Annotated in this window: 21 protein-coding genes and 1 tRNA gene; 10 read left to right on the forward strand and 12 right to left on the reverse strand. The window is 69.4% G+C overall.

Translation table 11 applies throughout. The features are described 5' to 3' along the window. The first annotated feature begins 715 nt into the window (after positions 1 to 715). Positions 716 to 1,669, forward strand: coding sequence for a transposase family protein (locus ACXKR8_RS24785; RefSeq protein ID WP_458266773.1), 954 nt, complete (start codon positions 716 to 718; stop codon positions 1,667 to 1,669). A gap of 437 nt (positions 1,670 to 2,106) precedes the next feature. Here the strand turns inward: ACXKR8_RS24785 and ACXKR8_RS24790 are convergent, their stop codons facing one another. The 7 genes from ACXKR8_RS24790 to ACXKR8_RS24820 form a co-directional block, all read right to left on the reverse strand. Continuing rightward, positions 2,107 to 4,227, reverse strand: a complete 2,121-nt coding sequence (locus ACXKR8_RS24790) for an MFS transporter (RefSeq protein ID WP_458266774.1) — start codon at positions 4,225 to 4,227, stop codon at positions 2,107 to 2,109. A gap of 412 nt (positions 4,228 to 4,639) precedes the next feature. Then, positions 4,640 to 5,677: an alpha/beta hydrolase gene (locus tag ACXKR8_RS24795; RefSeq protein WP_458266775.1), complete on the reverse strand. Its 1,038-nt coding sequence runs from the start codon at positions 5,675 to 5,677 to the stop codon at positions 4,640 to 4,642. Further along, positions 5,674 to 7,059: an MmgE/PrpD family protein gene (locus ACXKR8_RS24800; protein WP_458266776.1), complete on the reverse strand. Its 1,386-nt coding sequence runs from the start codon at positions 7,057 to 7,059 to the stop codon at positions 5,674 to 5,676. The genes ACXKR8_RS24795 and ACXKR8_RS24800 overlap by 4 nt, the downstream gene beginning before the upstream one ends. Before the next feature lie 2 nt (positions 7,060 to 7,061). Further along, positions 7,062 to 8,114: a TauD/TfdA family dioxygenase gene (locus ACXKR8_RS24805; RefSeq protein WP_458266777.1), complete on the reverse strand. Its 1,053-nt coding sequence runs from the start codon at positions 8,112 to 8,114 to the stop codon at positions 7,062 to 7,064. Positions 8,115 to 8,223: 109 nt separating this feature from the next. Continuing rightward, positions 8,224 to 8,556 carry a DUF4387 domain-containing protein gene (locus ACXKR8_RS24810; protein ID WP_458266778.1) on the reverse strand — a complete coding sequence of 111 codons (333 nt, stop codon included), beginning with the start codon at positions 8,554 to 8,556 and terminating at the stop codon, positions 8,224 to 8,226. Next, the gene (locus tag ACXKR8_RS24815; RefSeq protein ID WP_458266779.1) at positions 8,553 to 9,995 is read right to left on the reverse strand and encodes an acyclic terpene utilization AtuA family protein; all 1,443 of its coding nucleotides are present in this window, start codon (positions 9,993 to 9,995) and stop codon (positions 8,553 to 8,555) included. The genes ACXKR8_RS24810 and ACXKR8_RS24815 overlap by 4 nt, the downstream gene beginning before the upstream one ends. Further along, complete coding sequence (locus ACXKR8_RS24820) at positions 9,992 to 10,705, reverse strand: GntR family transcriptional regulator (protein ID WP_458266780.1); 714 nt, start codon at positions 10,703 to 10,705, stop codon at positions 9,992 to 9,994. The genes ACXKR8_RS24815 and ACXKR8_RS24820 overlap by 4 nt, the downstream gene beginning before the upstream one ends. Positions 10,706 to 11,350: 645 nt before the next feature. Here ACXKR8_RS24820 and ACXKR8_RS24825 point away from each other — a divergent pair. Next, positions 11,351 to 12,145, forward strand: coding sequence for a hypothetical protein (locus tag ACXKR8_RS24825; protein ID WP_458266781.1), 795 nt, complete (start codon positions 11,351 to 11,353; stop codon positions 12,143 to 12,145). A gap of 221 nt (positions 12,146 to 12,366) precedes the next feature. Here the strand turns inward: ACXKR8_RS24825 and ACXKR8_RS24830 are convergent. After that, positions 12,367 to 12,437 (reverse strand) — tRNA-Gly (locus ACXKR8_RS24830). A gap of 333 nt (positions 12,438 to 12,770) precedes the next feature. On the opposite strand from ACXKR8_RS24830, the gene ACXKR8_RS24835 reads away from it, so the two are divergent. Together ACXKR8_RS24835 and dcd are read left to right on the forward strand one after the other, a co-directional pair. After that, positions 12,771 to 12,989 carry a hypothetical protein gene (locus ACXKR8_RS24835; protein WP_458266782.1) on the forward strand — a complete coding sequence of 73 codons (219 nt, stop codon included), beginning with the start codon at positions 12,771 to 12,773 and terminating at the stop codon, positions 12,987 to 12,989. 155 nt (positions 12,990 to 13,144) lie between these two features. Then, the gene (gene dcd, locus ACXKR8_RS24840) at positions 13,145 to 13,726 is read left to right on the forward strand and encodes a dCTP deaminase (RefSeq protein WP_458266783.1); all 582 of its coding nucleotides are present in this window, start codon (positions 13,145 to 13,147) and stop codon (positions 13,724 to 13,726) included. Between the two features lie 24 nt (positions 13,727 to 13,750). Here the strand turns inward: dcd and ACXKR8_RS24845 are convergent, their stop codons facing one another. From ACXKR8_RS24845 to ACXKR8_RS24860, 4 genes are all read right to left on the reverse strand, one after another. Beyond that, positions 13,751 to 14,611 (reverse strand): alanyl-tRNA editing protein, encoded by an 861-nt coding sequence (locus ACXKR8_RS24845; RefSeq protein ID WP_458266784.1) that lies wholly within the window; start codon positions 14,609 to 14,611, stop codon positions 13,751 to 13,753. A 95-nt stretch (positions 14,612 to 14,706) separates the two neighbouring features. Beyond that, entirely contained in the window at positions 14,707 to 15,330 is a 624-nt protein-coding gene (locus ACXKR8_RS24850) for a Yip1 family protein (protein WP_462099839.1), read from the reverse strand. 321 nt (positions 15,331 to 15,651) lie between these two features. Then, the gene (locus ACXKR8_RS24855; RefSeq protein ID WP_458266786.1) at positions 15,652 to 16,800 is read right to left on the reverse strand and encodes a LamG domain-containing protein; all 1,149 of its coding nucleotides are present in this window, start codon (positions 16,798 to 16,800) and stop codon (positions 15,652 to 15,654) included. A gap of 296 nt (positions 16,801 to 17,096) precedes the next feature. Continuing rightward, the gene (locus tag ACXKR8_RS24860) at positions 17,097 to 19,334 is read right to left on the reverse strand and encodes a (Fe-S)-binding protein (RefSeq protein ID WP_458266787.1); all 2,238 of its coding nucleotides are present in this window, start codon (positions 19,332 to 19,334) and stop codon (positions 17,097 to 17,099) included. Between the two features lie 260 nt (positions 19,335 to 19,594). Between ACXKR8_RS24860 and dnaK the strand changes: the two genes are divergently transcribed. The 6 genes from dnaK to ACXKR8_RS24890 all read left to right on the forward strand — a co-directional run bounded on the left by dnaK (position 19,595) and on the right by ACXKR8_RS24890 (position 26,466). After that, complete coding sequence (gene dnaK / locus ACXKR8_RS24865; protein ID WP_458266788.1) at positions 19,595 to 21,463, forward strand: molecular chaperone DnaK; 1,869 nt, start codon at positions 19,595 to 19,597, stop codon at positions 21,461 to 21,463. After that, positions 21,460 to 22,092, forward strand: a complete 633-nt coding sequence (gene grpE, locus ACXKR8_RS24870) for a nucleotide exchange factor GrpE (protein ID WP_458266789.1) — start codon at positions 21,460 to 21,462, stop codon at positions 22,090 to 22,092. The genes dnaK and grpE overlap by 4 nt, the downstream gene beginning before the upstream one ends. A gap of 99 nt (positions 22,093 to 22,191) precedes the next feature. Further along, positions 22,192 to 23,358 carry a molecular chaperone DnaJ gene (gene dnaJ / locus ACXKR8_RS24875; RefSeq protein WP_458266790.1) on the forward strand — a complete coding sequence of 389 codons (1,167 nt, stop codon included), beginning with the start codon at positions 22,192 to 22,194 and terminating at the stop codon, positions 23,356 to 23,358. 4 nt (positions 23,359 to 23,362) lie between these two features. Continuing rightward, entirely contained in the window at positions 23,363 to 23,893 is a 531-nt protein-coding gene (locus tag ACXKR8_RS24880; protein ID WP_462099840.1) for a heat shock protein transcriptional repressor HspR, read from the forward strand. A gap of 350 nt (positions 23,894 to 24,243) precedes the next feature. Beyond that, positions 24,244 to 25,359, forward strand: a complete 1,116-nt coding sequence (locus tag ACXKR8_RS24885; protein ID WP_462099841.1) for a hypothetical protein — start codon at positions 24,244 to 24,246, stop codon at positions 25,357 to 25,359. Then, positions 25,360 to 26,466 carry a hypothetical protein gene (locus ACXKR8_RS24890; RefSeq protein ID WP_458266793.1) on the forward strand — a complete coding sequence of 369 codons (1,107 nt, stop codon included), beginning with the start codon at positions 25,360 to 25,362 and terminating at the stop codon, positions 26,464 to 26,466. It abuts the gene before it with no gap.

Consider the following 26,466-nt stretch of genomic DNA (forward strand, 5'->3'; position numbering starts at 1 on the left):
CGTGAAACGTCGCGACACTCGATCGGGTGAACTCAGTCGATTGCCGCACGGCAGAGCGAGGCTGGAACTTCGTCCTGGCACGGCGGGATCTTTCGATGTTTCGGTGCACGCGTTCCGATGCGGGGCGCTGACGCATCCGCAGGTCGGCGCCCCCACCAGAGGCATGGTTCCCGGCGACATCACCGCCGTCAGCGCGCCGCCCCGGGAGGGATGACTCTCAACCCGGAGCCACAGCGTGTCCCTGCAGCGGACTCGATGCCGGTATGGCGGTCCGCGTCCGCGAGGGGCGGCAATTCCGGTGTGGATGCAGCCGCTGGTGCCGTCGAGGCTGTCCGCGTCGAGGTCGTCGAACCAGTGGTCGCCCTGCGCCAGATAGCGGAATCGAACCTGGGTCTCGGCGGGAATGGTGACGCTGACGGAGCGCATGCCGTCCGCGCGGGGGTGCAGCGGGTGGGCGCCGGGCTCCCAGTCGTTGAAGTCGCCTACGACGCTGACGTGGCCCTCCAGGTGGTCAGCGGGCAGGGCGAAGGTGATCTCGGTGGCGTTCTTGCGCCGGGTGCGTTCCTGCATGGCGGACGACTCCTTAACGACAAGGGGGAGCGGATGCCTGTTTCCCCCGATCCTGGCCCCCTGTGGTGCGGGCGGCACGTGTAGGGCCGCGCTAATCACCCCTTACGGCGCGGTGTACGAATAACGATCGTGGTATTGCCCGGACATGAAGCAGGCCGTGCGGTGGAGTGGTGTTGTGACGCATCACCCGGGCCGCACGGCCTTGTCCAAGCGTATCTTCACCGGCCTCCAGCCGCGGCGACTCGGCAAACTCGTCGCCGAACTCGCCGGCGTCTGGACTGCTGCCGAGGAATCCCGGCTGCGTGAACGCCGAGGCCACGAGCGGTTGCGTGCGGCCGGGGCCGGCCCCGACCACGATCTGGTGTTCGTGGACCGGATCATCGTGACCCTGGTGGCGCTGCGCTTCCAGCTCCCGCACGCGGCCCTGGCCGAGCTGTACCGAGTGGACCGCTCCACGGTCACCCGCGCGATCCGTGAGATCAGACCGCTGCTGGCCGCACGCGGATTCGCCGTCAAGGACCATCCCGAGCTGCGGCTTCGCACCCTGGCCGACGTCTTCGCCTACGCGGCGGCCGAGGGCGTCGAGCTGCGATTCGACGGGACCGAGGTCCAGGTCCGCCGCCCGCGCGCCAACAAGCCCGGCCGACGTGCGTTCGTCTCGGGCAAAAAGAAGATGAACACCAAGAAGGCCACCGTCGTCACCGACGGCCAGGGCCGGACTCTGTGGGCCGGGGCGTTCCGCCCCGGGCGGATGCACGACCAGACGGCGGTGCGCACCGAGGGAATCGCCGACCTGTTCAGGCAGTTCCCACAGGTCAAAGCCAAGGTCGACGCCGGATACCGGGGCCTGGCGAAGGAGTTTCCCGACCAGGTCCAGGCTCCGCCGCTCAAACCGAAGAAGGACGCGACACCCCAGGAACTCGCGGCCTGGAACGCGGAACGCCACCAGCAGTCGTCGGAGCGCATCTGCGTGGAGCACGCCAACGCCGAGCACAAGCAATGGCGCACCCTGCAACGCTTCCTCGGCCGCCGCGAAGACTTCGACGAGACCTACACAGCCGTAGCCGGCCTGGTCTCCGACCGCGCTGCCGAGAGGTGATCACCCATCAGACAACCCGCCAGGCCGACACGCCCTGACCTCAATCGCACACAGCGCCGTTAGGTGCTTTCGAGTATCCGTGTGGAGCACGGCGCGGCCCCGACGCCCTGGACAACATCCCCGCTCCTGCCTCGGGGGACAGCTGTGCTCGAACCAGTGGTGGATGGCATAGCTCTCTTGTGTTTCGCGGACCGCGAAGAAGACGACCAACAGCCCGGCGAGCGGGTCTGCCCACCAGAATACGAAGGCCTGGTGGACCTGCTGTCTGAACTCATAGGCAAGGCCAACTTCGGGACAAGGCAGCGGAGGCGGCCGGGTGACCTCCTCGGCCCATGGACACGTGGGTCGAGGAGCTCCTCCCCGGGGGTCGGGCCTCGGTGTCAAGGCTGCGGATCGACCGACCCTCCGCAGCTCGACGCGTCACCGTCGTCAGTGGTTCATGCGGTGGTGCGGTCCTTGTCGGTGAGTGCGCGCAGTTGGTTCTGGAGCCAGGCTTCGTGTTCGGTCTCCTGGCGCTTGGCCTTGCGGGGGTCCCAGTAGCCGGCCATGACGAAGATCAGTGGGATGAACAGGAGCTGGCCGGCGACGGCGATCCAGAAGTAGCGCTGCCACTGCCGGGGAGAGTCGTGGTGTGCCTGCTGGACGGCGGCGGCGTGCTGGTGCAGGTAGGTCAGTGCCGCTATGGTCTTGGCGTCCTTGAGCCCGGGTCCCCAGGTGTGCAGGTAGGCCAGGTCGGCGGAGGGAACCGCGGCCAAAGCGGTGAGTTGGGCTGCCGCGTTCTGGACGGGCTTGCTGTGGGCGCTGAGGTAAACCAGGTCGGCTGCGGGGACCTTGGCCAGCGCCTGGAGCTTGACGGTGGCGGTGGTAGCGGTGACGTTTAGGCCGTTGGCGATCTCGGCGACGGCACGGGCGCCGGTGGCGCGGTCGGTGGGGTTGGTGAGCAGGGTGACCTGGGTGGTGGGGTCCAGGGTCGCGGCGGTGGCGAGCTGGTCCTGGAAGCGGGTGTGCAGTGTGGTGACCTTGACGACGTCGGCCGGGCTCTGACCGGATATCTCGCTGACTGCTTCGGCCTGTGCCGCCGGGTCGCCGGGGGTCGCTGTCAGGGCGGCCAGGGTGGCGGGTGCGAGGTGGGCGGCGGTGGCCAACTGCGCGCGGTAGGTGGTGGACAGGGCCTGCATCTTGGGGATGATCGCGGGGTTGGCGGCGACGGCTTTGACGGTGGCGTTCTGTGTCGCGGTCAGCGCGGGGTCCTGACCGGCGGCGAGTTGTCGGACGGCTGCGCCGTTCTCGGTCAAGGGGGTGACGGTGGTGACGATGTGGGGCAGCAGGAAGGCGGTGGCGGCGACGACCACGCGTAGGATCAGGCCCCACACTGCCAGTCCGGTGGCGGTCAGGGCCGGGTTGCGGCGCTCGACGGTCTCGGTGAAGCTCGCCATCCAGGGGGCGTAGGCCACGCCGACGAACAGGCTGATGCAGACCAGCAGGACCACGAAAGTGGTGTAGCTGGTGTGGGGGTTGGTGGTCTTGACGGCCAGGACCGAGGTGGCGGCGGCGGCGCCGATGCTGCCCAGGAGCATGAAGGGCTTGCGGACGCGGGCCTTGTCGGAGAGGTAGCCGATGGCGAGCAGTCCGGCGGCCTCGATGGCCCAGAACCAGTTGCCCAGGCCGTTGGCCTTGGTCTGGCTGTAGCCGAAGACGGTCTGGAAGAAGATCGGGAAGAAGCCGACCGCGAGGTAGTAGATGATCAGGAAGACGCTGATCGCGGCGGCGGAGGCGAGGATGTCGGGCTTGAGCATCTGGCGGAAGCGACGCTTCAGGGCTGCTTCGACGTCGATGCCCTGGGCGCGGGCCTGGACCAGGGCGCGGTCGTTGCGGCTGACCATCAGCTGGTCCCGCAGGCCGGGGGCCAGTTCCCGCAGCGCGAGCAGCGCCAAGAGGAAGACGGCCAGTCCAATGCCGCCGGCGACCATGTACTGGTCGCGCCAGGGGGTGCTGGTGCTGGTGCTGCTGACCAGGATGCTGACCAGCAGGCTGCCCAAAACCGGGCCAAGGCCCCAGAAGGCCATCGCGGAGGCGCGGCCCACCTGCGGGCTGAAGTCGCGTACCAGGGCCGGGGTGGCGACCAGGATGACGCCCTCGACCAGGCCGAGCAGCAGGTACACGGCGGTGAAGGAGGTGCGGTTGTGGCACAGCGGGAATCCGATGAGGCACAGCAGGCTGGAGACCAGCAGGCCGGCGGTGACGATGTTCGCGCGTCCGTAGCGGTCCGATATGCCGGTGGCGAAGGAGGCCCCGGCACCGAGGAGGTTGGCGAAGACCGCGAGGTAGACGTAGGTGGAGAACGAGAGGTGAAGGTCGGGCAGGATGCCGTTGCGGCCGCCGGTGCCGGCGGCCAGGGCTCCGGAGAGGTAGTTCTGGTAGTACAGGACGACGGTGGCGCTCACCGTGATGCCCAGGCTCACAAGGCGCGGGCCGGAGGCGGGGTAGTGGTGCAGTTCGCGATTCCAGAGCCGGTTCAGCGGCCCGGTGGTTCTGGTTGGGGTGGGTTCGGTGGTCATGTACGCCCTTCCTGATCTTCGTTGATGAGGACATAGGTGCGTCGCTGGTTGGCGATGGGGGTGGGCAGGGTGGTGCCCGGCGGTGCTGCCGCGGGCACAAGGGGTGGGTGCCTGCGGCAAAGAGGGGCTTCGATCGGCTCGGTTCAGCGGCAGGCGCTGGCGCGAGGCCAGGTCTTCGACAACATGGGTGCGCTCGCGGGAAGCTGCTGCGGACGCTCCCGCGCCGGTGGGGGTGTGTGGTGCGGTAATCGCGCGGGCGGGCGGTGCGGCGGTTGTCGCGTTCCGCGTGGGGCACGACAATCGGCCGCGGAGGGCATCTGCCGCAAGCAGAGTTGCAGGATGCGCAACTTGATGGTGTACCTCGGTGGCCCAGACCCGGTGTCTCCCGCTCTACGGTGCAGGTGTGCGCAGGTCAGCGGGAAGCTGTTGGTGGAGCACCGGTACTGCGGTCGGTGCGGCGCAGCCAGTCGCTGATGAAGCGGGCGATGTGGTGGTTGTTGAGTTCCATCGCCATCATGTGGCCGTTGCCGTGGATGCCGTGTTCGGCCAGGCGGGCGTGGGTGACTGGTACTCCTCGGCGCCGCAGGTAGTCGGCCGTCAGGTGGTCGTAGGTGGCGTGGTAGGAGGCTTCCGCGGTGATCAGGAGCACGGGGATGTGTGCCAGGTTCACCAGCAGCCGGGGTGCCGGGTCGTGCGGGTCGGCCGGAGCGTCTGGCTGGGCGGGGTTGCCGGTGGGTGGCCCCTGGGTGAGGGCGGTGGCGGTGATTCCGTGCGGGCGGACCACCGGTCCGGGCGTGTCGGCGGTGGTGGCGTCGCGGAACGGGGGGCCTTTGGGTTCCATGGCCACGATCGCCTTGACCAACTCCGGTCGCTGATCGGCGATGTGCCATCCGAGGGGTCCGGACTGGGAGTGGGTCAGCAGGTAGGCGGGGCCGATGCGGTCCAGCAGGGCCGCGCCGGCGGTGCGCATGGCCGACTCGGCCGCCGCGGGGTCCGCCAGGTGGCCGACCTGGGCGGCGTAGAAGGCGTCGAAGACGGGGTCGCCGACGCGTCCGGAGCCGGGCCACTGGGTGTGGAGCTTGGACTGGGGCCATCCTTCGTGGTCGGCCGTGGCGGTGAAGATCCACTGGAGCAGTTCCGCGCTGTAGTGGGTGAGCGGGCCGTGGACGGGCTCGTAGTAGCGCGAGCGCCCGATGCCGGGCTGGTCCACCAGATAGACCGCATGGCCTTGGGCGGCCATGAGTTCAGTCAGTCCGGGGCGCCCGTCGGGGGTCTCCAGGAAGGTGGCGCTGGACTGCGTGGAGCCGTGGATCATGACGATCGCAGGGCGGCCGGACAGGCCGGTGCTGACGCGGTGGACATGGCACTGCCCGACCATGATGCGGGCGCCGTCGGCGTCCTGGATGTACTGGCCGCCGACATGCATGTTCCGCGGCACAGGGGCGCTCACGCGGGGCCGCCGGGCTCGGGAACCTGAAGGAGGGCTGTGACAGAAGCGATGTCCTTGGCATCCAACATGGTTGAGAGGGCCTCGAATGCCTGGCCAGCGCAATCGGCGGGCAGGATCCGCAGGGCGCAGTCCTGGAACTTGCGCCACATCTCCTGCTCGGTCATTGGGTCTGCGGGTCCGCGCCCCAGCGATCCGGAGACCTGTCCGTGCAGGGTGGCGCCGTCGCGGGTGGTGACGGTGACCTGGGCAGCCATCTCGGCCCCCGGATCATCGCTGTCCGGTGCGGGCAGCGCAGTGGTGCGCGCCAGCAGCGCCACCGCATCGGGGTCGCGGTAGGCGACGCCCTCGAAGTCGCCCAGCCGCACCGCTCCTTCCAGCAGGGCGCGCACGACGGCGTACTGGATGCTGAACTTCGCTGCCAGCGCGGATGCCGGTGCCGGGTTGTCGGTGTGTCCCAGCCGCCGGTGGTGCGTGCGGATTTCCACCCGTGCGATGTCGTCTGCGGTCAGTGGCGTGCGGGAGACGATGTCCAGGGCGGCCAGGATGGCGGGGTGGGTGCTGCCGCAGCAGGGGAACTGCTTGAGGCCGAACAGCTCGCCCTCGATCTCCCACCGGTCGGTGGGCTCTACCAGGCGCTGGGGGCGCGTGTTGTCCAGGCCGTCGTAGGCGGCCAGGAAGCCTTGGGGCTTCTCCAGGGCGAACAGGTCGGCGGTGTATCCGCGTTCGGCGAGCAGGGCGGCGAGAAGTCCGGCGCGGGCGGCGTTGCCGGCGTGCAGGGGTTTGGTCATGGTGCCGAAGTTGGCCTTGACGCCTGAGGCACTGGAGGCGCTGATGGCAAGGGCGGTGGCGGTGCGCTCTACGTCCAGGCCCAGCAGTCGGGCGGCTGCGGCTGCGGCGCCGAACACGCCCAGGGTCGAGGTGGGGTGCCAGCCGGTCTCGTAGTGGTGCGGGTGCACCACTTTGCCCAGCCGGCTCTCGGCCTCGAAGCCGACGATGTAGGCCTCCACCACGTCCGCGCCGCTGGCGTGCAGCGACTCTCCCAGAGCCAGGACGACGGGGATCACCGGGACCGAGGGGTGGCCTCCCATGGCGGCGGCCATGTCGTCGAAGTCCAGCGCGTGGCCTGCGGTCCCGTTGACCTGCGCAGCGTCCAGGACGTCGGCGCGCAGGGCGGTTCCGAGCAGGAGCGCGGGCCCGGGGCGGGTGGGCAGCGTCTGGCGCAGTAGGGCGGCGGCGGGTTCCACCGATCCGGCAAGGGCGACGCAGACGGTGTCGGTGAACGCCGCGAGGGCCATCTGCCGGCCCCGCGGGGAGATCGAGCCCAAGTCGATGCGGGCGAGCAGCGCGGCCAGCTCTTGGGCGAGTGAGAGGGTCTCGGCCATGGTCAGTCCTTGGCCGGGACGGTCTCGAAGCTGTGGCGGCCGCTGAGCGAGGGGAAGCCGCCGCGCACCGCTCCGGCGCTCTGGTCGCGGTAGATCGCGGACATTCCCGGGCTCAGGGCGCGGCTGTTGGGCACCGACAGCCACATGCGCAGCAGGTGGCGCTTGCGGTCCGGTTCGGCGAAATCCTCGAACTCGGTGCGCGAGTGTGCGGTGATGTGGTTGTTGAGGAACTGGATGTCGCCGGGTTCGAACATCATGCTGAAGTGGAAGTGCGGGTCCACCGCCAGGTGGTCGACCGCCGACATGGCCTCGATCTGCAGATCGGTCAGCGGCGGCAGCTCGGGGAAGTCCTGGTGCGCGGACAGGATGTGGGTCTTGATGTAGCGCGAGGCGAATTTCCCCTCGAACTCGGTGTACAGCGGCTGCTGGTAGTACGGCAGTTCACCCGGCGCCTGCTGGCCCTTCCAGCTCCAGTAGAACGGCTGGTACAGGGCTTGAAGGTAGTCCGGTCGGGTGGCGGCGATCTCGTTGCGGATCGCCACCGAGCTGGCGATCATGCTCAGCCCCCCGCTCTTAGCCGGGCGCAGCACCATCAGCGACACGACGTCGCTGGTGTCGGTGTGGAAGCCAAGGTGCTGGTTGGACATGTAGCCGCGTCCGCTGGAGGAATTGACGTCGCTGCCGAAGTTGGTGACATCTCCCAGCAGGTCGCCCTTGCTGCTCTGGGAGACCGCGGTGCCGAAGTACAGCCCAAGGCCCCAGTAGATCAGGCGCAGGTCGTCCTTGGGGTACTGCAGGGCGGCCAGGCCGCGCAGCACGACCACGCCGCGCCCGTTCTCCAGCCGGTCCTGGGTCTCGGCGACCAGCTGCTCGAAGCCGGGCAGCGGGAAGGACTCGCGGTCCAGGGTCTCCAAGTTCGCCCCGTTCTTGCGGGCGGTGCGCAGGGCTGCGTCGATGGTGGCGATCTGCTCGTCGGTGAACTGGATGGCCCACTCGCGGGTGTCCGCCATGTCGGCGGCCAGCCAGTTCGCTCGGCCGGAATAGGTGTCGGTCATGATCGGCTCTCTTTCACGGTGCACAGGGTGGGCGTGCCTGGCACAAAGGCAAGGGGTGCCGCGCAAGCGGCTAGTACTGGGGGCGTCTGCAGTGGCGCATGAGCGCCGGCTAGTCGCGGGCGGTTGCCTCCGGGATGGCCAGGTCTAGGAGAGGGACGTACTGCTGTCCGGCGTGCATGTCGCGGTCTTGCGGTGATCCCTGGGTGACGGGGCGGGGGAAGGAGATCTTTACGGCGTTCAGGTGCGGCAGCAGGAACACCCGCACCGAGGCGTGCGGGACCGCGTAGAGGGCCGCGATGACTTCGGGGTCGGTCACGTGGGAGGCGGCGACCCGCTGGTAGTCCTCGGCGTCGCGCAGGAAGACGTCGAACGTGATCCAGAACGGGCCGGCATTCTTGGACCGCACCTGCTCGGCCACATCGGCCAAGGTGGTCGTGGTCATGCGGTCACCTGCCCGGCGAGAGTGGGGGAACCGAGGGAGGCGGTGACGGTGCGGAAGAGCTGGTCGGGGGTGTCCACGTCGACGGCGTGCTGGAGCACGAACTCGTACGACTGGCCGCACTCGATCTCGGCCGGGGAGGTCAGGAACGCATAGCTGGGCAGTGCTTCCTCCTGCGGCAGGGGGGCGTGCAGCAGCAGGGGGTTGGCGAACTTCGCCACCTCGGTCGCGGTCTGCTGGTCGCCGGCGGTGGCCAGGAACACCACCGCCGCCTCACGCGGCGGCTGATCGCGCTCGGGCTCGGCCGCCCCCAGGACACCGTCGTGGCCGTAGCGCCGCAACTGCACCTCCCACGTTCCCGCGGGCAGGCCCAGGGTGGTGGGGATGTGCTCGCGCAGGTAGCCCAGGACCTGGTCGCACCAATCGTCCAGCCGCGCCAGCACCGCCGGGCTGCGGATACCCACCAGGATCATGGTGCGCCACCCCGCCGGGGCGGAACCCTCCAACTTCACAGTGTGCTGCTCGGCCGCCTCGAACCGCGAGCCCTCCACCCGCACCCGGCGCCCGTCCAGCGCCCGGTACCGCGCCTGGCTGGTATCCAACGTGCCCGCGGGCTCCCGCATCCGGTACGGGTCGGCGTTCTCGTACATCATGTGCGCCGCCACACTGCGCGGCGTACACGCCGCCTCCTGCGCCAGGGGTTCGATGGTGAACCCCTCGCCGTCCACAGTGATCAGCACGCCGCCACTGCGCGGAGACGTGGTGCACAGGCCCCCGCACTCGGCTGTCTTCGCCGCATGCCACGCAGGCCCGGGCGCGCATCCGCGCATCAACGGCAGCGCCGCCAGCAGCGCCGTGTCCGTGGCCCGACCGGCCAGCACCACGTCCGCACCGCCCAGCAGCGCCGCAGCGATCGGCTCATGCCCCATCAACCCCACCACATGGCTGCACCGCGCCAAAGCCTCCGCTTCCAACGGACCGGCAGGCTCAAGGGGACGCACAAGACCCTGATGCAGCAGTGCCGACAGGTCCAGCGGGCGCTGCTCGCTGTAGATACGGGCGACCGACAGGGCCAACTGCTCCTGCTCGGCGATCTCGGCCAGGATCTGGTACATCCAGTCCACGCCCGCATCAGTACCCGACGTACCGCACGAGCCCACCACAACAGGAATGCCCGCCGCCCGCGCCGCGACCACGAGGACCCGCAGGTCCCTGGCGACCGCGCGGCGGGCTGTCTTGGCGGTGGCCGTGCCCAGGTAGTGCGGCCCCGAATCGGTGGAACCGCCGTCGACGGCGATGATGTCGGCGCCCATCGCGATCCCACGGTCCACGGTCTCGGCCGGGAAGCCGCCGCCGAGCATCCCCACCGGAACCAGTACCCGCACACCGCCGGCGACGCCGGAAGCTTCTGCGCCAATGATGAGCGCGTCTGCCGTTGTCATGAGGTTTCCCCGTCTGTCGAGAGCAGCAGCTCCAGCGAGGAAAGCAGGTGCTTGCGCACGATCTGTTCAGTGCGCTCTTCGTCCTGGGCGCGCAGGGCTTCCACCGTGTCTCGGTGCGCCTGCAGGTGGCGGGCGCCTACGTCACGCGCGGACGTCTGCATCGCGGTCACCGCCCGCACCCGTCGGGCATGGCCCAGCACGCCCGCCATCTCGACCAGCCCAGCCACCGCTCGATTGGCCGCCACCTGCGCCAGCCGGGCATCGAACCGCGTGGCGATCTCGAGCACTTCTTCCGCTGAACCGGTGTCCGCGCGCACCGCCAACTCCTCCACGATCGCCTCCAAGGCGGCGATGTCGGCGTCTGTCACCTTCTGCGCGGCAAATCGCGCCGAGGCCGCCCGCAACACCACCTCCGTGTACAGCAGCTCTCGCAGGACCGTCTCCGAATGGGCGGTCACCATCAGCGAACGCGGGGTGGGACGCTCGACCAGCCCCTCCTGCTCCAGCCGCCGCAACGCCTCACGCACCGGCGTTGGGCTGACCCCCAGTAGCACCGCCAACGCCCGCTCCGTCAGCTTCTGCCCCGGCTCCAGCGCACCGGCCGCGATCTTCTCCCGCAATGCTGCATAGGCCCGGTCAGACAACGACTCCGGCCGATCCAGCGGCTCGATCATCCCCAGTTGCGGATCACTCATCACGACGTCCTTCACGAGGCACTGCTGACCTGTCGCGCCAATCGATCTAAGGCTTCAGCCAGGACCGACAAGCATCAACACTTGCTATTAGCAATACGCTATAGCAAAGGTTCGATGTCGACAAGACTGCACGCCCAAGGACCGCCGAGTACTTTCTGGCCCCAGCGACCGAGTGTTTTGACCCCAGGCGTCGATCTTGGTCGGCTCGTGATGTCGCTGGGTTCTGGCCCCGTCCGGGCCGTCCTCGTCGCCGATGATGGCTGACGCTCCCCGCACCTCCAGGTCGTTCGCCCTCGCTGCGCTCGGGGCGTTCCACCTGAACCTGCGGCTCGCCGCCGGCACGGGCGGCCACTACGAGGACACCCCGAATCCGCTCGGCCATGTCGACCACGGAGAAGTGGGGCCGGAACACCCGGACACGGCTTCCTTGATCAGTTCGCTGGCGCCGCTGAACCCGTTTCCCTGGCTCCGGAGGACTCGTGTACGGCCAAACCTACCTGACGCGAGGTCAGTACAACTGAATTACTTTGCCTTTGGTGCGCGCTGGGTCCACCCTCAAGGCAGACCCGCATATTTCGCGAAAGGCGCATCATGACCAGCTCATTGAACCTGCCAGGTGGAAATATCTTCTGGCTGGACGAGGCCCCGAAGAGTCTTCGAATGCAGCCAGTGCTCGGCGGCGCCCGCATCGAGCTGACGGCGCGCAACTGGACAAACCAGAACACCGAACAGCTCCACCTGCAGCTGTCGGCCACGCTGCTCGTCGGGAAGTCGCCCAACGTGAACCTGGAGGAACTGGCCCTGGTCTCCGTGCAGCGGTCGGTGGCCACGAACGTCTCCCCCGGCCAGGCGACGTTCGTCGGCCACGTCAGCGGCCAGGCGCTGCAGGCCGTGGAGGAACTGCGCGCGGGCGGGTCGCTGTGGCTCGTTCTGCGCGGCATCCGGGGCACCACCGTGACGGGCGACCCGGCCGGCCCGGTCGAGTGCACCTCCGCCAGCGACCTCCAGGTCGAGATTCTCTCGCAAGAGTGGAGCATCCAACTGGAGAAGGCAACCCAGGCGTCCTACATCGACATCCTGGTGCCCATCACAGACGATCCCGAGCTGGCGAAGGCCACAGGACGGCTGCGGACCGCGCGGGCCTACATCCGCGACGGCGTCTTCAACGCGGTGGCCGGCGAGCTGCGACAGGCGCTGGACGCCGTCCGCGTCGCCTACGACACGAAGAAGCTCATCCCGGCCGTCCGCGACAAGAAGGCCCGGGACCGGAGCGTGCCCGAACGCTGGATGCTGGAAGTTGAGGACACCTATTCCCACCTGAGTGCCTTCATCCACGACGACGAAGAGGCCATCGCCGGAGCTGTCCTGAACCGTCCCCAGGCTGTCGAGCTCCTGGCGAACGTCGCCGGAAAGGTCCATCGGCTGGCCGCGGACCGCCGGGCCCAGCTGATCTGAGCCTCCCCCTGGCCGTCATCCGCGCGGTAGGGCGCCCTACGCGGACGCCGGCGCGGGGGCCGCGTGCATCGCCGAGCGGGAAGGGTAGTCAATCAGGGGTTGTCGGCAGCACTGGGGGTCATCCCAGGTCCATGACAGAACACAGCGGTGCGAGACCAGCGCCCCATGCCCGCAGGTCAAAAGCTCAGAGCTCGCCCATGCCTCTGACCTGCGGTTTTGTGAGCGGGTGACGAGAATCGAACTCGCGTCGTAAGCTTGGGAAGCTCATGTTCTACCATTAAACTACACCCGCGTGATCAACCGTCAGGTATGGCCGACGGCTTTACTCTACCTCATCGGCGTGGGCGGCTGCAGCGACCTCCGGTGGGGTTTTCGGTCGGGGTGGAACTGCTGGACAGCGGTGGTGGCCGGTGGGCGTGCGGGCATAGTGTGGCTGGCGGTTCCCGAGGTGGTCGTGGTCGGCGCGTCATTGGGCGCGATGTCCGGAACATCCCCTAATGTGACAACGCCGTACCCCCAGGGTGGGCAGTCGGCCGGTACCCCGAGACCTCAGTGAGTCGGTCCAGGTCAGCCGCTGTCCGTGCGGGATCTTGGTGCGGCGAGTCGTCCGATGGGGAAGGAAGCAATGGAGCGCACTGTCGTCCGTTGTGCCGAGGGGCACCTGTTCAGCACCGCCACGTTCCCACTTCAGAATCTCGGGCCCGGACGGATCGGCCCCGGGCGGCTCATCCGGTGCCCCCTGTGCGCGCGGCTGCGGAGCTCCGTGCCGGCCGATCTGGGCACCCTCACCGGTGAGCAGATCCAGCAGGCGCTGCGGCGGGAGGCCGTGGAGTTCTTGGCCTGAGGGCGAGTGACCCTGAGTCCGTGGTGCCCGTGGCCCCGAGCACCTGGCGCCAGCCCCCTGAGCACGTGGTGCCATGGGCGCTGAGCACGTCGTACGGACGGGCGGCCCCCGGCCAGGATTGGGCGGGGGCCCGTCCGTGCACGTAACCTCGTGGCGTGCTGCTCTCAGACAAGGACATCAGAAGCGAGATCGAGTCCGGTCGTGTGGTCCTCGAACCCTTCGACCCGGAGATGATCCAGCCGTCGAGTATCGACGTACGGCTCGACCGGTTCTTCCGGGTCTTCGAGAACCACAAGTACCCCATCATCGATCCCTCGGTCGAACAACCCGACCTGACCCGGCTGGTCGAACCGGAGGGCGACGACGCCTTCATCCTGCATCCCGGCGAGTTCGTGCTGGCCTCCACCTACGAGGTCATCACCCTCCCCGACAATGTGGCCTCCCGGCTGGAGGGGAAGAGCTCGCTCGGCCGACTGGGGCTGGTCACGCACTCCACCGCGGGGTTCATCGACCCCGGCTTCAGCGGGCACGTGACACTGGAGCTGTCGAACGTCGCCACCCTGCCGATCAAGCTGTTCCCGGGGATGAAGATCGGCCAGCTGTGCCTGTTCCAGCTGAGCTCCCCCGCCGAGTACCCGTACGGCTCGGCCAAGTACGGCTCGCGCTACCAGGGGCAGCGCGGCCCGACACCGTCCCGCTCGTTCCTCAACTTCCATCAGTCGAAGATCGAGGGATGATCAAGGACTGAGGCGCCGTCCCCGTCAGCGCAGTTTGGGGGCGGTGACGGCGGTGAGTTCGCTGCCGTCGTCGCTGAGGCGCAGCTCAGTACGCAGCTCGGCCAGCTCGCCGAGGTGGTGCAGATGGGTGCCGCCGCAGGCGATGGACGCGGGGCCCTCCGGCAGATCGCAGGCCCAGCGGCGGCGGGCGGTGAGTTCCGGCCCCGGGGCCTCGACCCTGACCGGCGCGTCGGCGGCGACCCAGGCGGCCAGCCGGGTGTTGACAGCGGCGGTGAGCGCGGGCAGCTCGGCGGCGAGGTCGTCGGCGGTGAAGCCCTTCTTCCGCAGCGACTTGCCGATCCGGTAGACGTCGGTGCTGGCGGTGGTGTCCATCCGGGAGGAGTCCATCGCCAGGCTGTCGAAGTCGGGGTGGCCGAGCGCGTCGCTGCGGCCCGGGTCCTTGCGCCAGCGCGGGGCGAGGGCCTCGTTGAGGGCCAGTGCGAGCAGGTGGCAGCCGGTGTGGGCGGCGCTGAGCGCGGCCCGGCGGTCGGCGTCCACCCGGAGCTCGACCTCGGCGCCGACGGCCACCGGCTGGTCCATGACGTGGACCACCAGCCAGGCCCAGCCCTCCTCGCCGCGACGGACCGGGATGTCCGCGCCCAGCAGCAGCGGGCCGCCCTCGGGGGCGATCGCGCCGGTCACGCAGTCATGTACGGGCGCCCCGCCGAGGGTGCCGGTGTCGGCGGGCTGGTCCGGCCAGCTGTGGTCCAGCGGGTGGAACGGCGTCGTCCCGGTGACCACCGCCCAGCCCCCGCCGGGAAGCGGTTCGGCGGCGAGGACGGTGGAGCGGCCCTCGACGGTCCCTGCCGGGAAGCTCACCTGGGTGGACGTGGTGGGGAGGGGCATCGTGGATCTCCTGAGGGGTGGGACGAATGAGTCCATCCTCCCCCTTTCCCTCCCGGCGGTCAGCTCAGGGTGGGGGCTTGATCAGCTCAGGGTGGTCAGCTCAGGGTAGGGAGCTTGATCAGGATCAGCAGGGCGATCAGCTGCAGCGCCGCCGCGCCCGCGGCCTTGCCCCAGGGCAGGTCGTGCAGCTGCCGGACCATCGAGGTCAGCAGCCCCGCGCAGAGCAGCCAGGAGGCCCAGCCCAGCAGTTGGACGAACGCGTTGTCCGACGGCAGGAAGAGGGAGAACAGCAGCCGCGGCGCGTCCGTGGTCCAGGTGATCAGCATGGCGAAGCCGATGGTCGGCGCCCAGGCGCCGTCACCGCCGAGCCTGCGTGCCAGCACATGGGTGACGCCACCGAACATCAGTCCGGCGAGGATGATCCCGACGGCACTGGAGAGGATGATCGTCAGGGCGATCGAGAAGGTCGCGTTCACGACCTCGCTGCGGGCGTCGCCGAAGCTGAACACCGCGACCGCCCCGAACACGGCCGAGACGATCAGCGCGGGGGCCCACACCTGGTGCCCGCGCATCTGGGCGAAGGTCAGCACCGGGTGCCGGACGAGCCCCGCCAGCAGGGGACGCCAGGCCAGGCGGGCGCTGCTGACCGGGGGATGCGACTGGCCGGCCCGGTAGGTCGTCACATGCTCGGTCGACCAGCCGCCCAGGTCGGTGTCCACGATGGTCGGCTCGGTCCGCTGCTCCGCTCCGGTCCGTCCCGCCTGCGCTGCCTGTCCTGCCTGCGCTGCCTGTCCTGCGCGCTCGGCGGAGCCGGCCGTGCTGCCCCGCCGAGTCCGAATCGTCTCGTGCTCACAGTCCGACGTTACCCGCCGACCGCCCCTCGCCACCCTGGAACGGTGCGGCGTTCGGGATCTGGGGCGGGACCGTGACACAGTTTCAGCGGACCGGGGTCGGTGGGACGGCGCCCGGTGGGGCGGCGCTCGGCATGACCTGGGTCGGCATGACCGGGCTCAGCGGGACGGCGCCCGGCCTGCCGCAGCTCAGTTCGTCACCAGCCAGGAGTCCGCGGACCGCTCGCCCGACTTGTCGTGCAGCTGCCCCGCCGCCTGGGTCGCGGTGAGCGCCCGGTCCCAGACCTCGACGTGCGCGATGATCCCGTCCCAGGAGTCGGACCACTGCCCCTGGTAGCGGTTCCGCCCCAACTGCAGCGCCCCGGTCGTGCTCCAGATGCCGGAGGCCTTGCTCTTCCCGGCCGATACACCGTTCACATAGAGCGCGATGGTGTGGGCCGACGCGTCGTACACCCCGGTCAGCTGGACCCAGGTGTCGAGCTTCATGGCGGCCGCTGAGTAGACCGCGTAGGTCGTGTTGTCCTGGCCTCCGCCGGCGGTCTGCACCTTGAAGACCCACTCGTGGTGCTTGGGCCAGTCGTCCTGGCCCAGGGAGAACGAGAAGTAGGAGCCGTTGCCCTGGCTGACCGCCGCGCGACCGCCGGTGGCTGCCTTGTTCAGCACCCAGGCCGAGACGGTGAAGCTGCCGTTGGTGTCCACCACGGGCGCGGCGGCAGCGGCGTAGCCGTCGGGGGTGCCCTTGAGCACCAGCGTCCTGCTGCCGTTGCCCGGCTGGACCTGGGCCCCGGCTCCCGGGCTCAGCGGGCTCTGGCCGCTGATGTCGGCTATCCGCCCGTCCGCGAGCACGGCTGCCGGTGCGGAGCCGGCTCCGGAGGACGGCTTGGTCGTGGTCCTGGCCCGGGGAGCGGACGCCGAGGGGCCCGCACCCGCGGACTGGGACGCGGTGGCGGACACGCTGGAGGAGGCGGTCGCGGAGGCCGACCCCGACGCCGACTCGGGAAAGCCCGGAAGGGATCCGTTGTCCGTGCCGGAGGAGCCGGACGGGCGGGCGGGACCGGCGGTCGCCGACTTCGACCCGCCACCGGAGTTGACCGCGACGACGCCGGCCACGGTGCCCAGCAGCAGGACGGTGCAGACCGCACCGATCGTCAGCCAGCTGCGGCGCCGCCGCTGCCGGCTCTCCTGTTCGTGCTGGTCCGCGAGCGCTCCCCAGTCGGGCCCCGACGGCTGGTGGTAGGGAGGCATGCCAGGTGCCTGCACCGGCTCGGTGAAGACGGTCGGCTGTTGGGACGGGTGGTATTGGTCCCCACCTTGGGAGGTCGGCTCGCCCTGAGTCATGGGCCGCGATGATACAGGCTGACGAACTGTACGGGTACGGAGGGGCACTGGTGCCGGGCCGGACACCGCGACACCGCGACGGGCGCGGAAGCCCACACAGGGGTCTTCCGCGCCCGCCTGAGCCGTCGCCCGCAGCGGCCTCAACAGCTACCGCTACCAGCTGCGACCCCAGCCACCTTCAGCCTCAGCCACGTAAGACCCCAGCCACCTCCAGCCTCAGCCACCTCCAGCCTCAGCCACGTAAGACCCCAGCCACCTCCAGCCTCAGCCACCTCCAGCCTCAGCCGCGTACGGCCTCAGCCGACCGCCGGCTCCGGTTCCGCGTCCTCCGAGGTGCCCGCCTCCGGGATCGCCTTCACCGAGTCCAGCAGCAGCTGCGCCACGTCGACCACCCGCAGCGACTCCTTGGCCGCGCCCTCGCTCTTCTTGCCGTTGGCGCTGTCGGACAGCATCACCAGGCAGAACGGGCAGGCGGTGGAGATGATGTCGGGGTTGAGCGACAGCGCCTCGTCCACCCGCTCGGTGTTGATCCGCTTGCCGATCCGCTCCTCCATCCACATCCGGGCACCGCCGGCGCCGCAGCAGAAACCGCGCTCCTTGTGCCGGTGCATCTCCTCGCTGCGGAGGCCCGGAACAGCGGCGATGATCTCGCGGGGCGGGGTGTAGACCTTGTTGTGCCGGCCCAGGTAGCAGGGGTCGTGATAGGTGATCAGACCCTCCACCGGGTTGACCGGCACCAGCTTGCCCTCGTCGATCAGGTGCTGCAGCAGCTGGGTGTGGTGGATCACCTCGAAGTGGCCGCCCAGCTGCGGGTACTCATTGGCGATGGTGTTGAAGCAGTGCGGGCAGGTGGCGACGATCCGCTTGACCGGCGCGTCCTCCAGCACCGTGTTCAGCGTCTCCACGTTCTGCGCGCCGAGCATCTGGAACAGGAACTCGTTGCCCAGCCGTCGCGCCGAGTCACCGGTGCAGGACTCCTCCTTGCCGAGGATCGCGAAGGAGACTCCCGCGGTGTGCAGCAGTTCGGCGAAGGCCTTGGTGGTCTTCTTCGCCCGGTCCTCCAACGCCCCCGCGCAGCCGACCCAGTAGAGGTACTCGACCTCGGCCGGATCGATGTCCTCGCCGATGACGGGGACCTCGATGCCGGTCTCCTTCTTCAGCTCCTTCACCCAGTCGAGCCGCGCCTTGGTGGCCATGCCCCACGGGTTGCCCTTGTTCTCCAGGTTCTTGAGCATCGTGCCGGCCTCGGTCGGGAAGGACGACTCGATCATCACCTGGTAGCGGCGCATGTCGACGATGTGGTCGATGTGCTCGATGTCCACCGGGCACTGCTCGACACAGGCTCCGCAGGTGGTGCAGGACCACAGCACATCGGGGTCGATGACCCCGTTCTCCTCGGCGGTGCCGATCAGCGGGCGCTCGGCCTCGGCCAGCGCCGCCGCCGGGACGTTCGCCAGCTGCTCCGCCGTGGCGATCTCGTTGCCCTCGGCGTCCTTGCCGCCGCCCGCCAGCAGATAAGGAGCCTTGGCGTAGGCGTGCTCCCGCAGGTTCATGATCAGCAGCTTGGGCGACAGCGGCTTTCCGGTGTTCCAGGCCGGGCACTGCGACTGGCAGCGGCCGCACTCGGTGCAGGTGGAGAAGTCCAGCAGGCCCTTCCAGGAGAACTGCTCGACCTGGGAGACGCCGAACACCGCGTCGTCGGCCGGGTCCTCGAAGTCGATCGGCACGCCACCGGAGGTCATCGGCAGCAGCTCGCCGAGGGCGACCTCGCCGCCCTCCTGGCGCTTGAAGTAGATGTTGAAGAAGGCCAGGAAGCGGTGCCAGGCCACGCCCATCGAGGGGTTGATGCCGATGGTGATCGCCCAGGTGAAGGAGATCGTGATCTTCAGCATCGCGACCAGGTAGATCAGGTTCTCCAGCGTGGACCCGCTGAGCCCCTTGAACGCCAGCACCAGCGGGTAGCTGACCGCGTACGCCGCCTGGTAGTGGTCCGCACCCGAGAGCGCGCCCTCCAGGCCGCGCAGCACCAGGATGCAGAGGCCGATGCCGAGGATCACGTACTCGACGAAGAAGGCCTGCCAGGCGATCGACCCGGCGAAGCGGCTCTTGCGGCCGGCCCGGCCCGGCAGCGACAGCAGCCGGATCACGATCAGGGTGAGGATGCCGAGCGTGGTGAAGAGGCCGACGACCTCCTCGAACAGCTCGTACGGCCACCAGTCGCCGATGATCGGCAGCGCCCAGTCGGCCTGGAACAGCTGGCCGAAGGCCGTCACCAGGGTGAGGATCAGGCAGAAGAAGCCGGTGGCGACGAACCAGTGCGCCACCCCGACGACGCCCCAGGTGGTCATCCTGGTGTGCCCGAGGAACTCCTTGGCCACCGTCTTCACCCGCTGCACCGGGTTCCCGGTCCTGGCGCCCGCCGGGACGTCCGCGCCGAGCTTGACGAAGGTGTAGATGTACAGGGCGGCGCGCGCGGCCAGCGCGGTACCGACCAGTGTCGTGACCAGTGAGATCACGATCGCGGCGAGCTGCATCGCTCCGTCTCCTAAGGCTGGCGGCATAGCGTTCCACGATGGTACCGGCCGGTAACTTAAGCCGTCCCTGCGGGGTGCCGATCAGGCGGACCATACCCTCCCCAACCACCCTCCGCGCACTATGCCGCCGGTCACATCTCCCCATTCGGCGTAGGGGCTGCATAAAGTTGAGCCCCTACCACTCACCTCTGTTGACGCAATCGAATCGGCCAGGCATGCTTGAGCCTGTTCAGCTCAACTTCTCTTTGGAGGGTTCCACGATGGCTCGTGCGGTCGGAATCGACCTCGGTACGACGAACTCTGTCGTCAGCGTCCTCGAAGGCGGTGAGCCCACCGTCATCACCAACGCAGAGGGCGCCCGGACCACACCGTCCGTCGTCGCCTTCGCCAAGAACGGCGAGGTCCTCGTCGGCGAGGTGGCCAAGCGCCAGGCAGTGACCAACGTCGACCGGACCATCAGGTCCGTGAAGCGTCACATGGGCACCGACTGGAAGGTCGCCATCGACGGCAAGGACTTCACGCCGCAGCAGATGAGCGCCTTCATCCTGCAGAAGCTGAAGCGCGACGCCGAGGCGTACCTGGGCGAGAAGGTCGAGGACGCGGTCATCACCGTCCCGGCCTACTTCAACGACTCGGAGCGCCAGGCGACCAAGGAGGCCGGTGAGATCGCGGGCCTCAAGGTCCTGCGCATCGTCAACGAGCCGACCGCCGCCGCGCTGGCGTACGGCCTCGACAAGGAGGACCAGACGATCCTGGTCTTCGACCTCGGCGGTGGCACCTTCGACGTGTCGCTGCTGGAGATCGGCGACGGCGTCGTCGAGGTCAAGGCGACCAACGGCGACAACCACCTCGGTGGCGACGACTGGGACCAGCGGGTCATGGACCACCTGGTCAAGCAGTTCCAGAACGGCCACGGCGTCGACCTGTCCAAGGACAAGATGGCGCTGCAGCGCCTGCGCGAGGCGGCCGAGAAGGCCAAGATCGAGCTCTCGTCCTCGACCGAGACCACGATCAACCTGCCCTACATCACGGCCTCCGCCGAGGGCCCGCTGCACCTGGACGAGAAGCTCACCCGCTCCCAGTTCCAGCAGCTGACCGCGGACCTGCTGGACCGCTGCAAGACCCCGTTCCACAACGTGATCAAGGACGCCGGCATCGCGCTGGCCGAGATCGACCACGTGGTCATGGTCGGCGGCTCCACCCGGATGCCCGCCGTCGCGGACCTGGTCCGTGAGCTGACCGGCGGCAAGGACCCCAACAAGGGCGTCAACCCGGACGAGGTCGTCGCCATCGGCGCGACCCTCCAGGCCGGCGTGCTCAAGGGCGAGGTCAAGGACGTCCTGCTGCTCGACGTCACCCCGCTGTCCCTCGGTATCGAGACCAAGGGCGGCATCATGACCAAGCTGATCGAGCGCAACACGACCATCCCGACCAAGCGCTCCGAGATCTTCACCACGGCCGAGGACAACCAGCCGTCGGTGCAGATCCAGGTCTACCAGGGCGAGCGCGAGATCGCGGCGTACAACAAGAAGCTCGGGATGTTCGAGCTGACCGGCCTGCCGCCGGCCCCCCGCGGCCTGCCGCAGATCGAGGTCACCTTCGACATCGACGCCAACGGCATCATGCACGTCTCCGCCAAGGACCTCGGTACCGGCAAGGAGCAGCGGATGGCCGTCACCGGCGGCTCCGCCCTCCCCAAGGAGGACATCGCGCGGATGATGCGCGAGGCCGAGGAGTTCGCGGACGACGACCACAAGCGCCGTGAGGCCGCGGAGACCCGCAACACCGCCGAGCAGCTCGTCTACACGACCGAGAAGTTCGTCAAGGACAACGAGGACAAGGTCCCCGGCGACGTCAAGGACGAGGTCGCGGCCGCGGTGGCCGAGCTCAAGGAGACCCTGAAGAAGGGCGAGACCAGCGAGAACTCGGCCGAGATCCGGGAGGCCACCGAGAAGCTCTCGGCCACCTCGCAGAAGCTCGGCCAGGCTCTCTACGCGCAGGCCGGAGAGGGCGCGGCCGCGGCCGGCGGCCCGTCCGACGACGCCCCGCAGGACGCTGCCGCCGGTGACGACGACGTCGTGGACGCCGAGATCGTCGACGACGAGAAGCGCGAGGGCGGTGCTCAGTGACCGAGGAGAAGACGCAGGGCGACGCCAAGGAGCCCGGCGCCGACTCCGCCGCCGAGGCTGAGGGGGCCGCCGAGGCCCCCGAGGCCGCGGCGTCCGGTGCCGAGAGTGCTACCGCCCAGGCCAAGGAGCTGGTCGAGGCCCGCAAGGGGCTCGCCGAGCGCACCGCCGACCTGCAGCGGCTGCAGGCCGAGTACCAGAACTACCGCAAGCGGGTCGAGCGGGACCGGGTGACGGTGCGTGAGATCGCCGTCGCCGCGCTCCTGGAGAACCTGCTCCCGGTGCTGGACGACATCGGCCGGGCGCGCGAGCACGAGGAGCTGACGGGCGGGTTCAAGTCCGTCGGCGAGTCGCTGGAGACCGTGGCCTCCAAGCTCGGGCTCCAGCAGTTCGGGAAGCAGGGCGAGCCCTTCGACCCGACGCTGCACGAGGCGCTGATGCACAGCTACTCGTCGGACGTCACCGAGACCACGTGCGTGCAGATCCTGCAGCCGGGGTACAAGATCGGCGATCGGATCATCCGTCCGGCGCGGGTCGCCGTGGCGGAGCCGGAGCCGGGCGCGTCCTCGGACGCGGCCGAGGGCTCCAACGACGACGCCGACGCCAAGGGCGACGGTGGCGACGAGGACTGACCCGATGGCGACTGTGGGGCCGTGCACCGGTGACACCGGAGCACGGTCCCACCGTCCCATCACCGTGACGGACACCAGTGCGGGAAGGAGGCGATTCCGTTGAGCAGCAAGGACTTCGTGGAGAAGGACTACTACAAGGTCCTCGGTGTGCCCAAGGACGCCTCACTCGCGGAGATCAAGAAGGCGTACCGCAAGCTCGCCCGGGAGTTCCACCCCGACGCCAACCGGGGCGACCGCAAGGCCGAGGAGCGCTTCAAGGAGATCTCCGAGGCCAACGACGTGCTCTCGGACGCCAAACGGCGCAAGGAGTACGACGAGGCCAGGGCGCTCTTCGCCAACGGCGGCGGCTTCCGCACCGGCGGCGGCACCGGCGGCTTCGACTTCGGCGACCTCTTCAACGGCGGCGGCCAGCAGGGCGGCACCTTCGGGGGCGGCGGCGGGATCGGCGACGTCTTCGGCGGCATCTTCAACCGCGGCGGCGGCACCACCCGTACCGCCCAGCCGCGGCGCGGCGCGGACGTCGAGTCCGACGTCACGCTGAGCTTCATGGAGGCGGTCGAGGGCACCACCGTGCCGCTGCGGATGACCAGTCAGGCCGCCTGCAAGACCTGCGCCGGCACCGGCGCCAAGGCCGGAACGACCCCCCGGGTCTGCCCGACCTGCGTCGGCACCGGCCACGTCCAGCGCGGCCAGGGCAACTTCGCCCTGTCCGACCCCTGCCGCGACTGCAAGGGCCGCGGGCTGATCGTCGACGACCCGTGCGAGGTCTGCCACGGCAGCGGACGCGCCACCTCGGCGCGGACGATGCAGGTGCGGATCCCGGCCGGGGTCTCCGACAACCAGCGGATCCGACTGAAGGCCAAGGGCGCCCAGGGCGAGCGCGGCGGCCAGCCGGGCGACCTGTACGTCACCGTGCACGTCCAGGACCACCCGGTGTTCGGCCGCAAGGGCGACAACCTGACCATCACCGTGCCGGTGACCTTCCCCGAGGCGGCGCTGGGCGGGACCATCAGGGTGCCCACCCTGGGCGGCCCCCCGGTCACCCTGAAGCTGCCCCCGGGCAGCGCCAACGGCCGCACCATGCGGGCCCGCGGCAAGGGCGCGGTCCGCAAGGACGGCACCCGCGGCGACCTGCTGGTGACGGTGGAGGTCTCGGTCCCCGAGGAGACCGAGGGCGAGGCGCTGTCGGCGCTGGAGAAGTACCGCGAGGCGACGACCGCGGAGAACCCGCGGGCCGCACTGTTCAAGGCTGCTGAGGAGGCCTGAGGTGATGGACGCCAGAGGAGACGGACCGGGCGGACCCGTGATCGGTGTCGGGATAGGCACCGGCCTCCCCGGCGGCGGCGGTCGCGCCGCCTCCGGCGGCCGGGCGGCCTACCAGCTGACCGAGCACACCCCGGTCTATGTCATCTCGGTCGCCGCCCAGCTCAGCGGGCTGCACCCGCAGACGCTCCGGCAGTACGACCGGCTCGGCCTGGTCTCCCCGGACCGCACGGCCGGGCGCGGCCGGCGCTACTCCGCCCGGGACATCGACCAGCTCCGCGAGGTGCAGCGGCTGTCCCAGGAGGACGGCATCAACCTGGCCGGCATCAAGCGGATCATCGAGCTGGAGAACCAGGTGCTGGCGCTGCAGGCGCGGGTGGCCGAGCTCCAGGGCGAGGTCGCCAGCGCCGGCGCGGCGGCGGCGACCCAGCGCGAGGCCGCGGTGCACGCCAGCTACCGCCGCGACCTGGTCCCGTACCAGCAGGTGCAGCAGAGCAGCGCGCTCGTGGTCTGGCGGCCCCGGCGGCGCGGGGAGTAGTTCCCCGGCGGTCACTGGTTACCAACTGAAAGACCCCGGCAGGAGGAATTCCTGCCGGGGTCTCTCACGTCCGCCGACGTTTTTCGCAGCGAAATGGCTGCCGCTTTTCCCAATGCCTCCGGCGTCGAATGCGCGGACTCTTTCTCCCGCCGGCGCACGCCCTGCGTCGCTGGTGCAGGGCGGCGCACATGCTTCAAACCCCCAGATGGGCATGGCCATGACGGGGCACGTTCATGCACCGACATCTCGGATCACTTGCTGAGTTACCACTGTTTATGCACACACCGTGACCGGCAAGTGCCTACTGTGTTCCTGTTCCTGAACGTTCATGAAGGGGAAGGTAATTCGCGGTGAACATATCGGACGAGAGCGTGCCAATACGGGCACCGCAATCCCTGCTGACCCGGGAGGAGATCGACCTGTACCGCCGCCTGGCGGATCTGCAGACCCTCGACACCACCTGGCGCGTCATGGACCCCGCCGCCCGCCAGGCCTCCGGGTTCGAGCCGCCGGAACAGCTCGACCTCGCCGAGGACGACCCCGCCCTGCTGCGGCTGCTCGCCCTCGGCGCCCTGGCCGAGGACCCCTCCGTGCCCGGCGGCTACCGGCTGATCGAACCGCTCACGCTGGAGCACGAACTGGTCAACGAGGCCAAGGAGCGGGCCCTGGCCAAGCAGGAGCAGGCTTTCGCGGATCTGGCGGCGGTGGAGCAGCGGGCCGGGATCCTGGCCGAACTGCAGGCGGCCTACGCGTACGGCCGGCGCAGCAACAGCGAGGCGACGCACGAGTACGTCACCGGGATCGAGGCGATCAACACCGTGCTGACCCGGCTCGTCTCCCGCGCCAGTCGCGAACTGCTCACCGCCCAGCCCAGCCCGCGGAAGGTCTCAGCGATCAAACTGGCGGAGAACCGTGATCTGGAGGCACTGGAGCGGGGCGTGGCCATGCGCACGCTCTACGCACCGGCGGCCATCGGCGACCCCCGGTGGCTCCGCGAGTACGTCGAGCCCGCCATGAGCCGGGGCGCCCAGGTCCGGGTCGTCGACACGCCGGTGCCGTTCCTGCGGCTGATCTGCGTCGACCGCACCTGGCTGGTGACCGAGGTGCTGGACCCGGAACAGGCCGAACACGACCCGCGCACCCGCATCGCCCAGGCCCTGGTCACCCGGGATCCGGCCACCGTGGCCGCGTTCATCCACAACTTCGAACGGGACTGGGCCCAGGCCCGACCGCTCTCGCTGCTGCCGCCCACCGAGCAGCGCAACCCGATCCAGCAGGCCATCATCACCGCCCTGAAGACCGGCGCCGACCACGAGGCCATCGCCAAGCAGCTCAACATCACCTCCCGCACCGTGACCAAGCACGCCACCGCCCACCGCACCACCCTGGGCGCGACTCCCGGCTTCCAGCACGGCTATCTGACGGCGCACCAGGAGATCACGGATCAGCAGCCGGAAGCCGGCTGAATGTCCACGAACCAGGAAAGCGAACCGGGAAGACAACAGCCGCTGCTGACCCAGGACGAGATCGACCTGTACCGGCGCCTGGCGGATCTGCAGACCCTCGACACGGCGTGGCGCAGCGTGGGTGCGGTGCAGCGGCAGGCGTTCGGGTTCATCACCCCCGAAACGCCGGACCTGCCGGCGGACGACCCCAAGGTGCTGCGCCTGCTCGCGCTCGGGCTGTTGGCCGCGGACCCCTCCCAGCCCGGCGGCTACCGGCTGATCGAACCGGTCGCGCTGGAGCCGACGCTGGTCCATGACGCCAGGGAACAGGCGCTGGTCAGGCAGGTGCAGGCAGTCACCGAGCTGGCGGACGCGCAGCGGCAGGCCGACGTCCTGGCGGAGCTCCAGACGGCCTTCGCCCGCGGTCGACGCGGGAGCGGCGAGGGGGCCAGCGAGTACCTGACCGGGATCGAGGTGATCAACGACCTGCTGGAGCGGCTGGTCTCGCAGGCGAGCTGGGAGATGCTGACGGCGCAGCCCGGCCGACGGAGGGCTTCGGCGCTCAAGATGGCAATCCCCAGTGACCTGGAGGCGCTTGATCGCGGAGTGGCCCTGCGCACGCTGTACATGCAGGCATCCGTCAGCGAGCCGGAGGGCCTTCGGGAGTACGTGGAAGCCGTGACCAGCCGGGGCGCCCAGATCCGGGTCGTCGACAGCCCGATCCCGTTCCTGCGGATGATCTGCGTCGACCGCACCTGGCTGGTGACCGAGGTACGGGATCCGGAACAGGCCGAGCACGACCCGCGCACCGGACCCGCACAGGCCCTGGTCACCCGGGATCCGGCGACCGTGGCCGCGTTCGTCCACAACTTCGAACGGGACTGGGCCCAGGCCCGACCGCTCGCCCTGCTCCCGCCCACCGAGCAGCGCAACCCGGTCCAGCAGGCCGTCATCGCGGCCCTGAAGACCGGCGCCGACCACGAGACCATCGCCAAACAGCTCAACGTCACCTCCCGCACCGTGACCAAGCACGCCACCGCGCACCGGGCGACCCTCGGCGCGGCCCCCGGCTTCCAGCACGGCTACCTGACGGCCTACCAGGAACTCACGAACGGAGCAGGTGACTGA

It is taken from the genome of Streptacidiphilus sp. PAMC 29251 (genome assembly GCF_054208735.2).

Coding starts and splice junctions, on each gene's coding strand:
- ACXKR8_RS24890 (WP_458266793.1), top strand. CDS start 25,360: ATGTCCACGAACCAGGAAAGCGAACCGGGAAGACAACAGCCGCTGCTG.
- ACXKR8_RS24880 (WP_462099840.1), top strand. CDS start 23,363: ATGGACGCCAGAGGAGACGGACCGGGCGGACCCGTGATCGGTGTCGGG.
- ACXKR8_RS24855 (WP_458266786.1), bottom strand. CDS start 16,800: ATGACTCAGGGCGAGCCGACCTCCCAAGGTGGGGACCAATACCACCCG.
- dnaK (WP_458266788.1), top strand. CDS start 19,595: ATGGCTCGTGCGGTCGGAATCGACCTCGGTACGACGAACTCTGTCGTC.
- ACXKR8_RS24810 (WP_458266778.1), bottom strand. CDS start 8,556: ATGACCACGACCACCTTGGCCGATGTGGCCGAGCAGGTGCGGTCCAAG.
- ACXKR8_RS24825 (WP_458266781.1), top strand. CDS start 11,351: ATGCAGCCAGTGCTCGGCGGCGCCCGCATCGAGCTGACGGCGCGCAAC.
- ACXKR8_RS24800 (WP_458266776.1), bottom strand. CDS start 7,059: ATGGCCGAGACCCTCTCACTCGCCCAAGAGCTGGCCGCGCTGCTCGCC.
- ACXKR8_RS24860 (WP_458266787.1), bottom strand. CDS start 19,334: ATGCAGCTCGCCGCGATCGTGATCTCACTGGTCACGACACTGGTCGGT.
- ACXKR8_RS24835 (WP_458266782.1), top strand. CDS start 12,771: ATGGAGCGCACTGTCGTCCGTTGTGCCGAGGGGCACCTGTTCAGCACC.
- ACXKR8_RS24845 (WP_458266784.1), bottom strand. CDS start 14,611: ATGCCCCTCCCCACCACGTCCACCCAGGTGAGCTTCCCGGCAGGGACC.
- ACXKR8_RS24815 (WP_458266779.1), bottom strand. CDS start 9,995: ATGACAACGGCAGACGCGCTCATCATTGGCGCAGAAGCTTCCGGCGTC.
- ACXKR8_RS24790 (WP_458266774.1), bottom strand. CDS start 4,227: ATGACCACCGAACCCACCCCAACCAGAACCACCGGGCCGCTGAACCGG.
- ACXKR8_RS24805 (WP_458266777.1), bottom strand. CDS start 8,114: ATGACCGACACCTATTCCGGCCGAGCGAACTGGCTGGCCGCCGACATG.
- ACXKR8_RS24785 (WP_458266773.1), top strand. CDS start 716: ATGAAGCAGGCCGTGCGGTGGAGTGGTGTTGTGACGCATCACCCGGGC.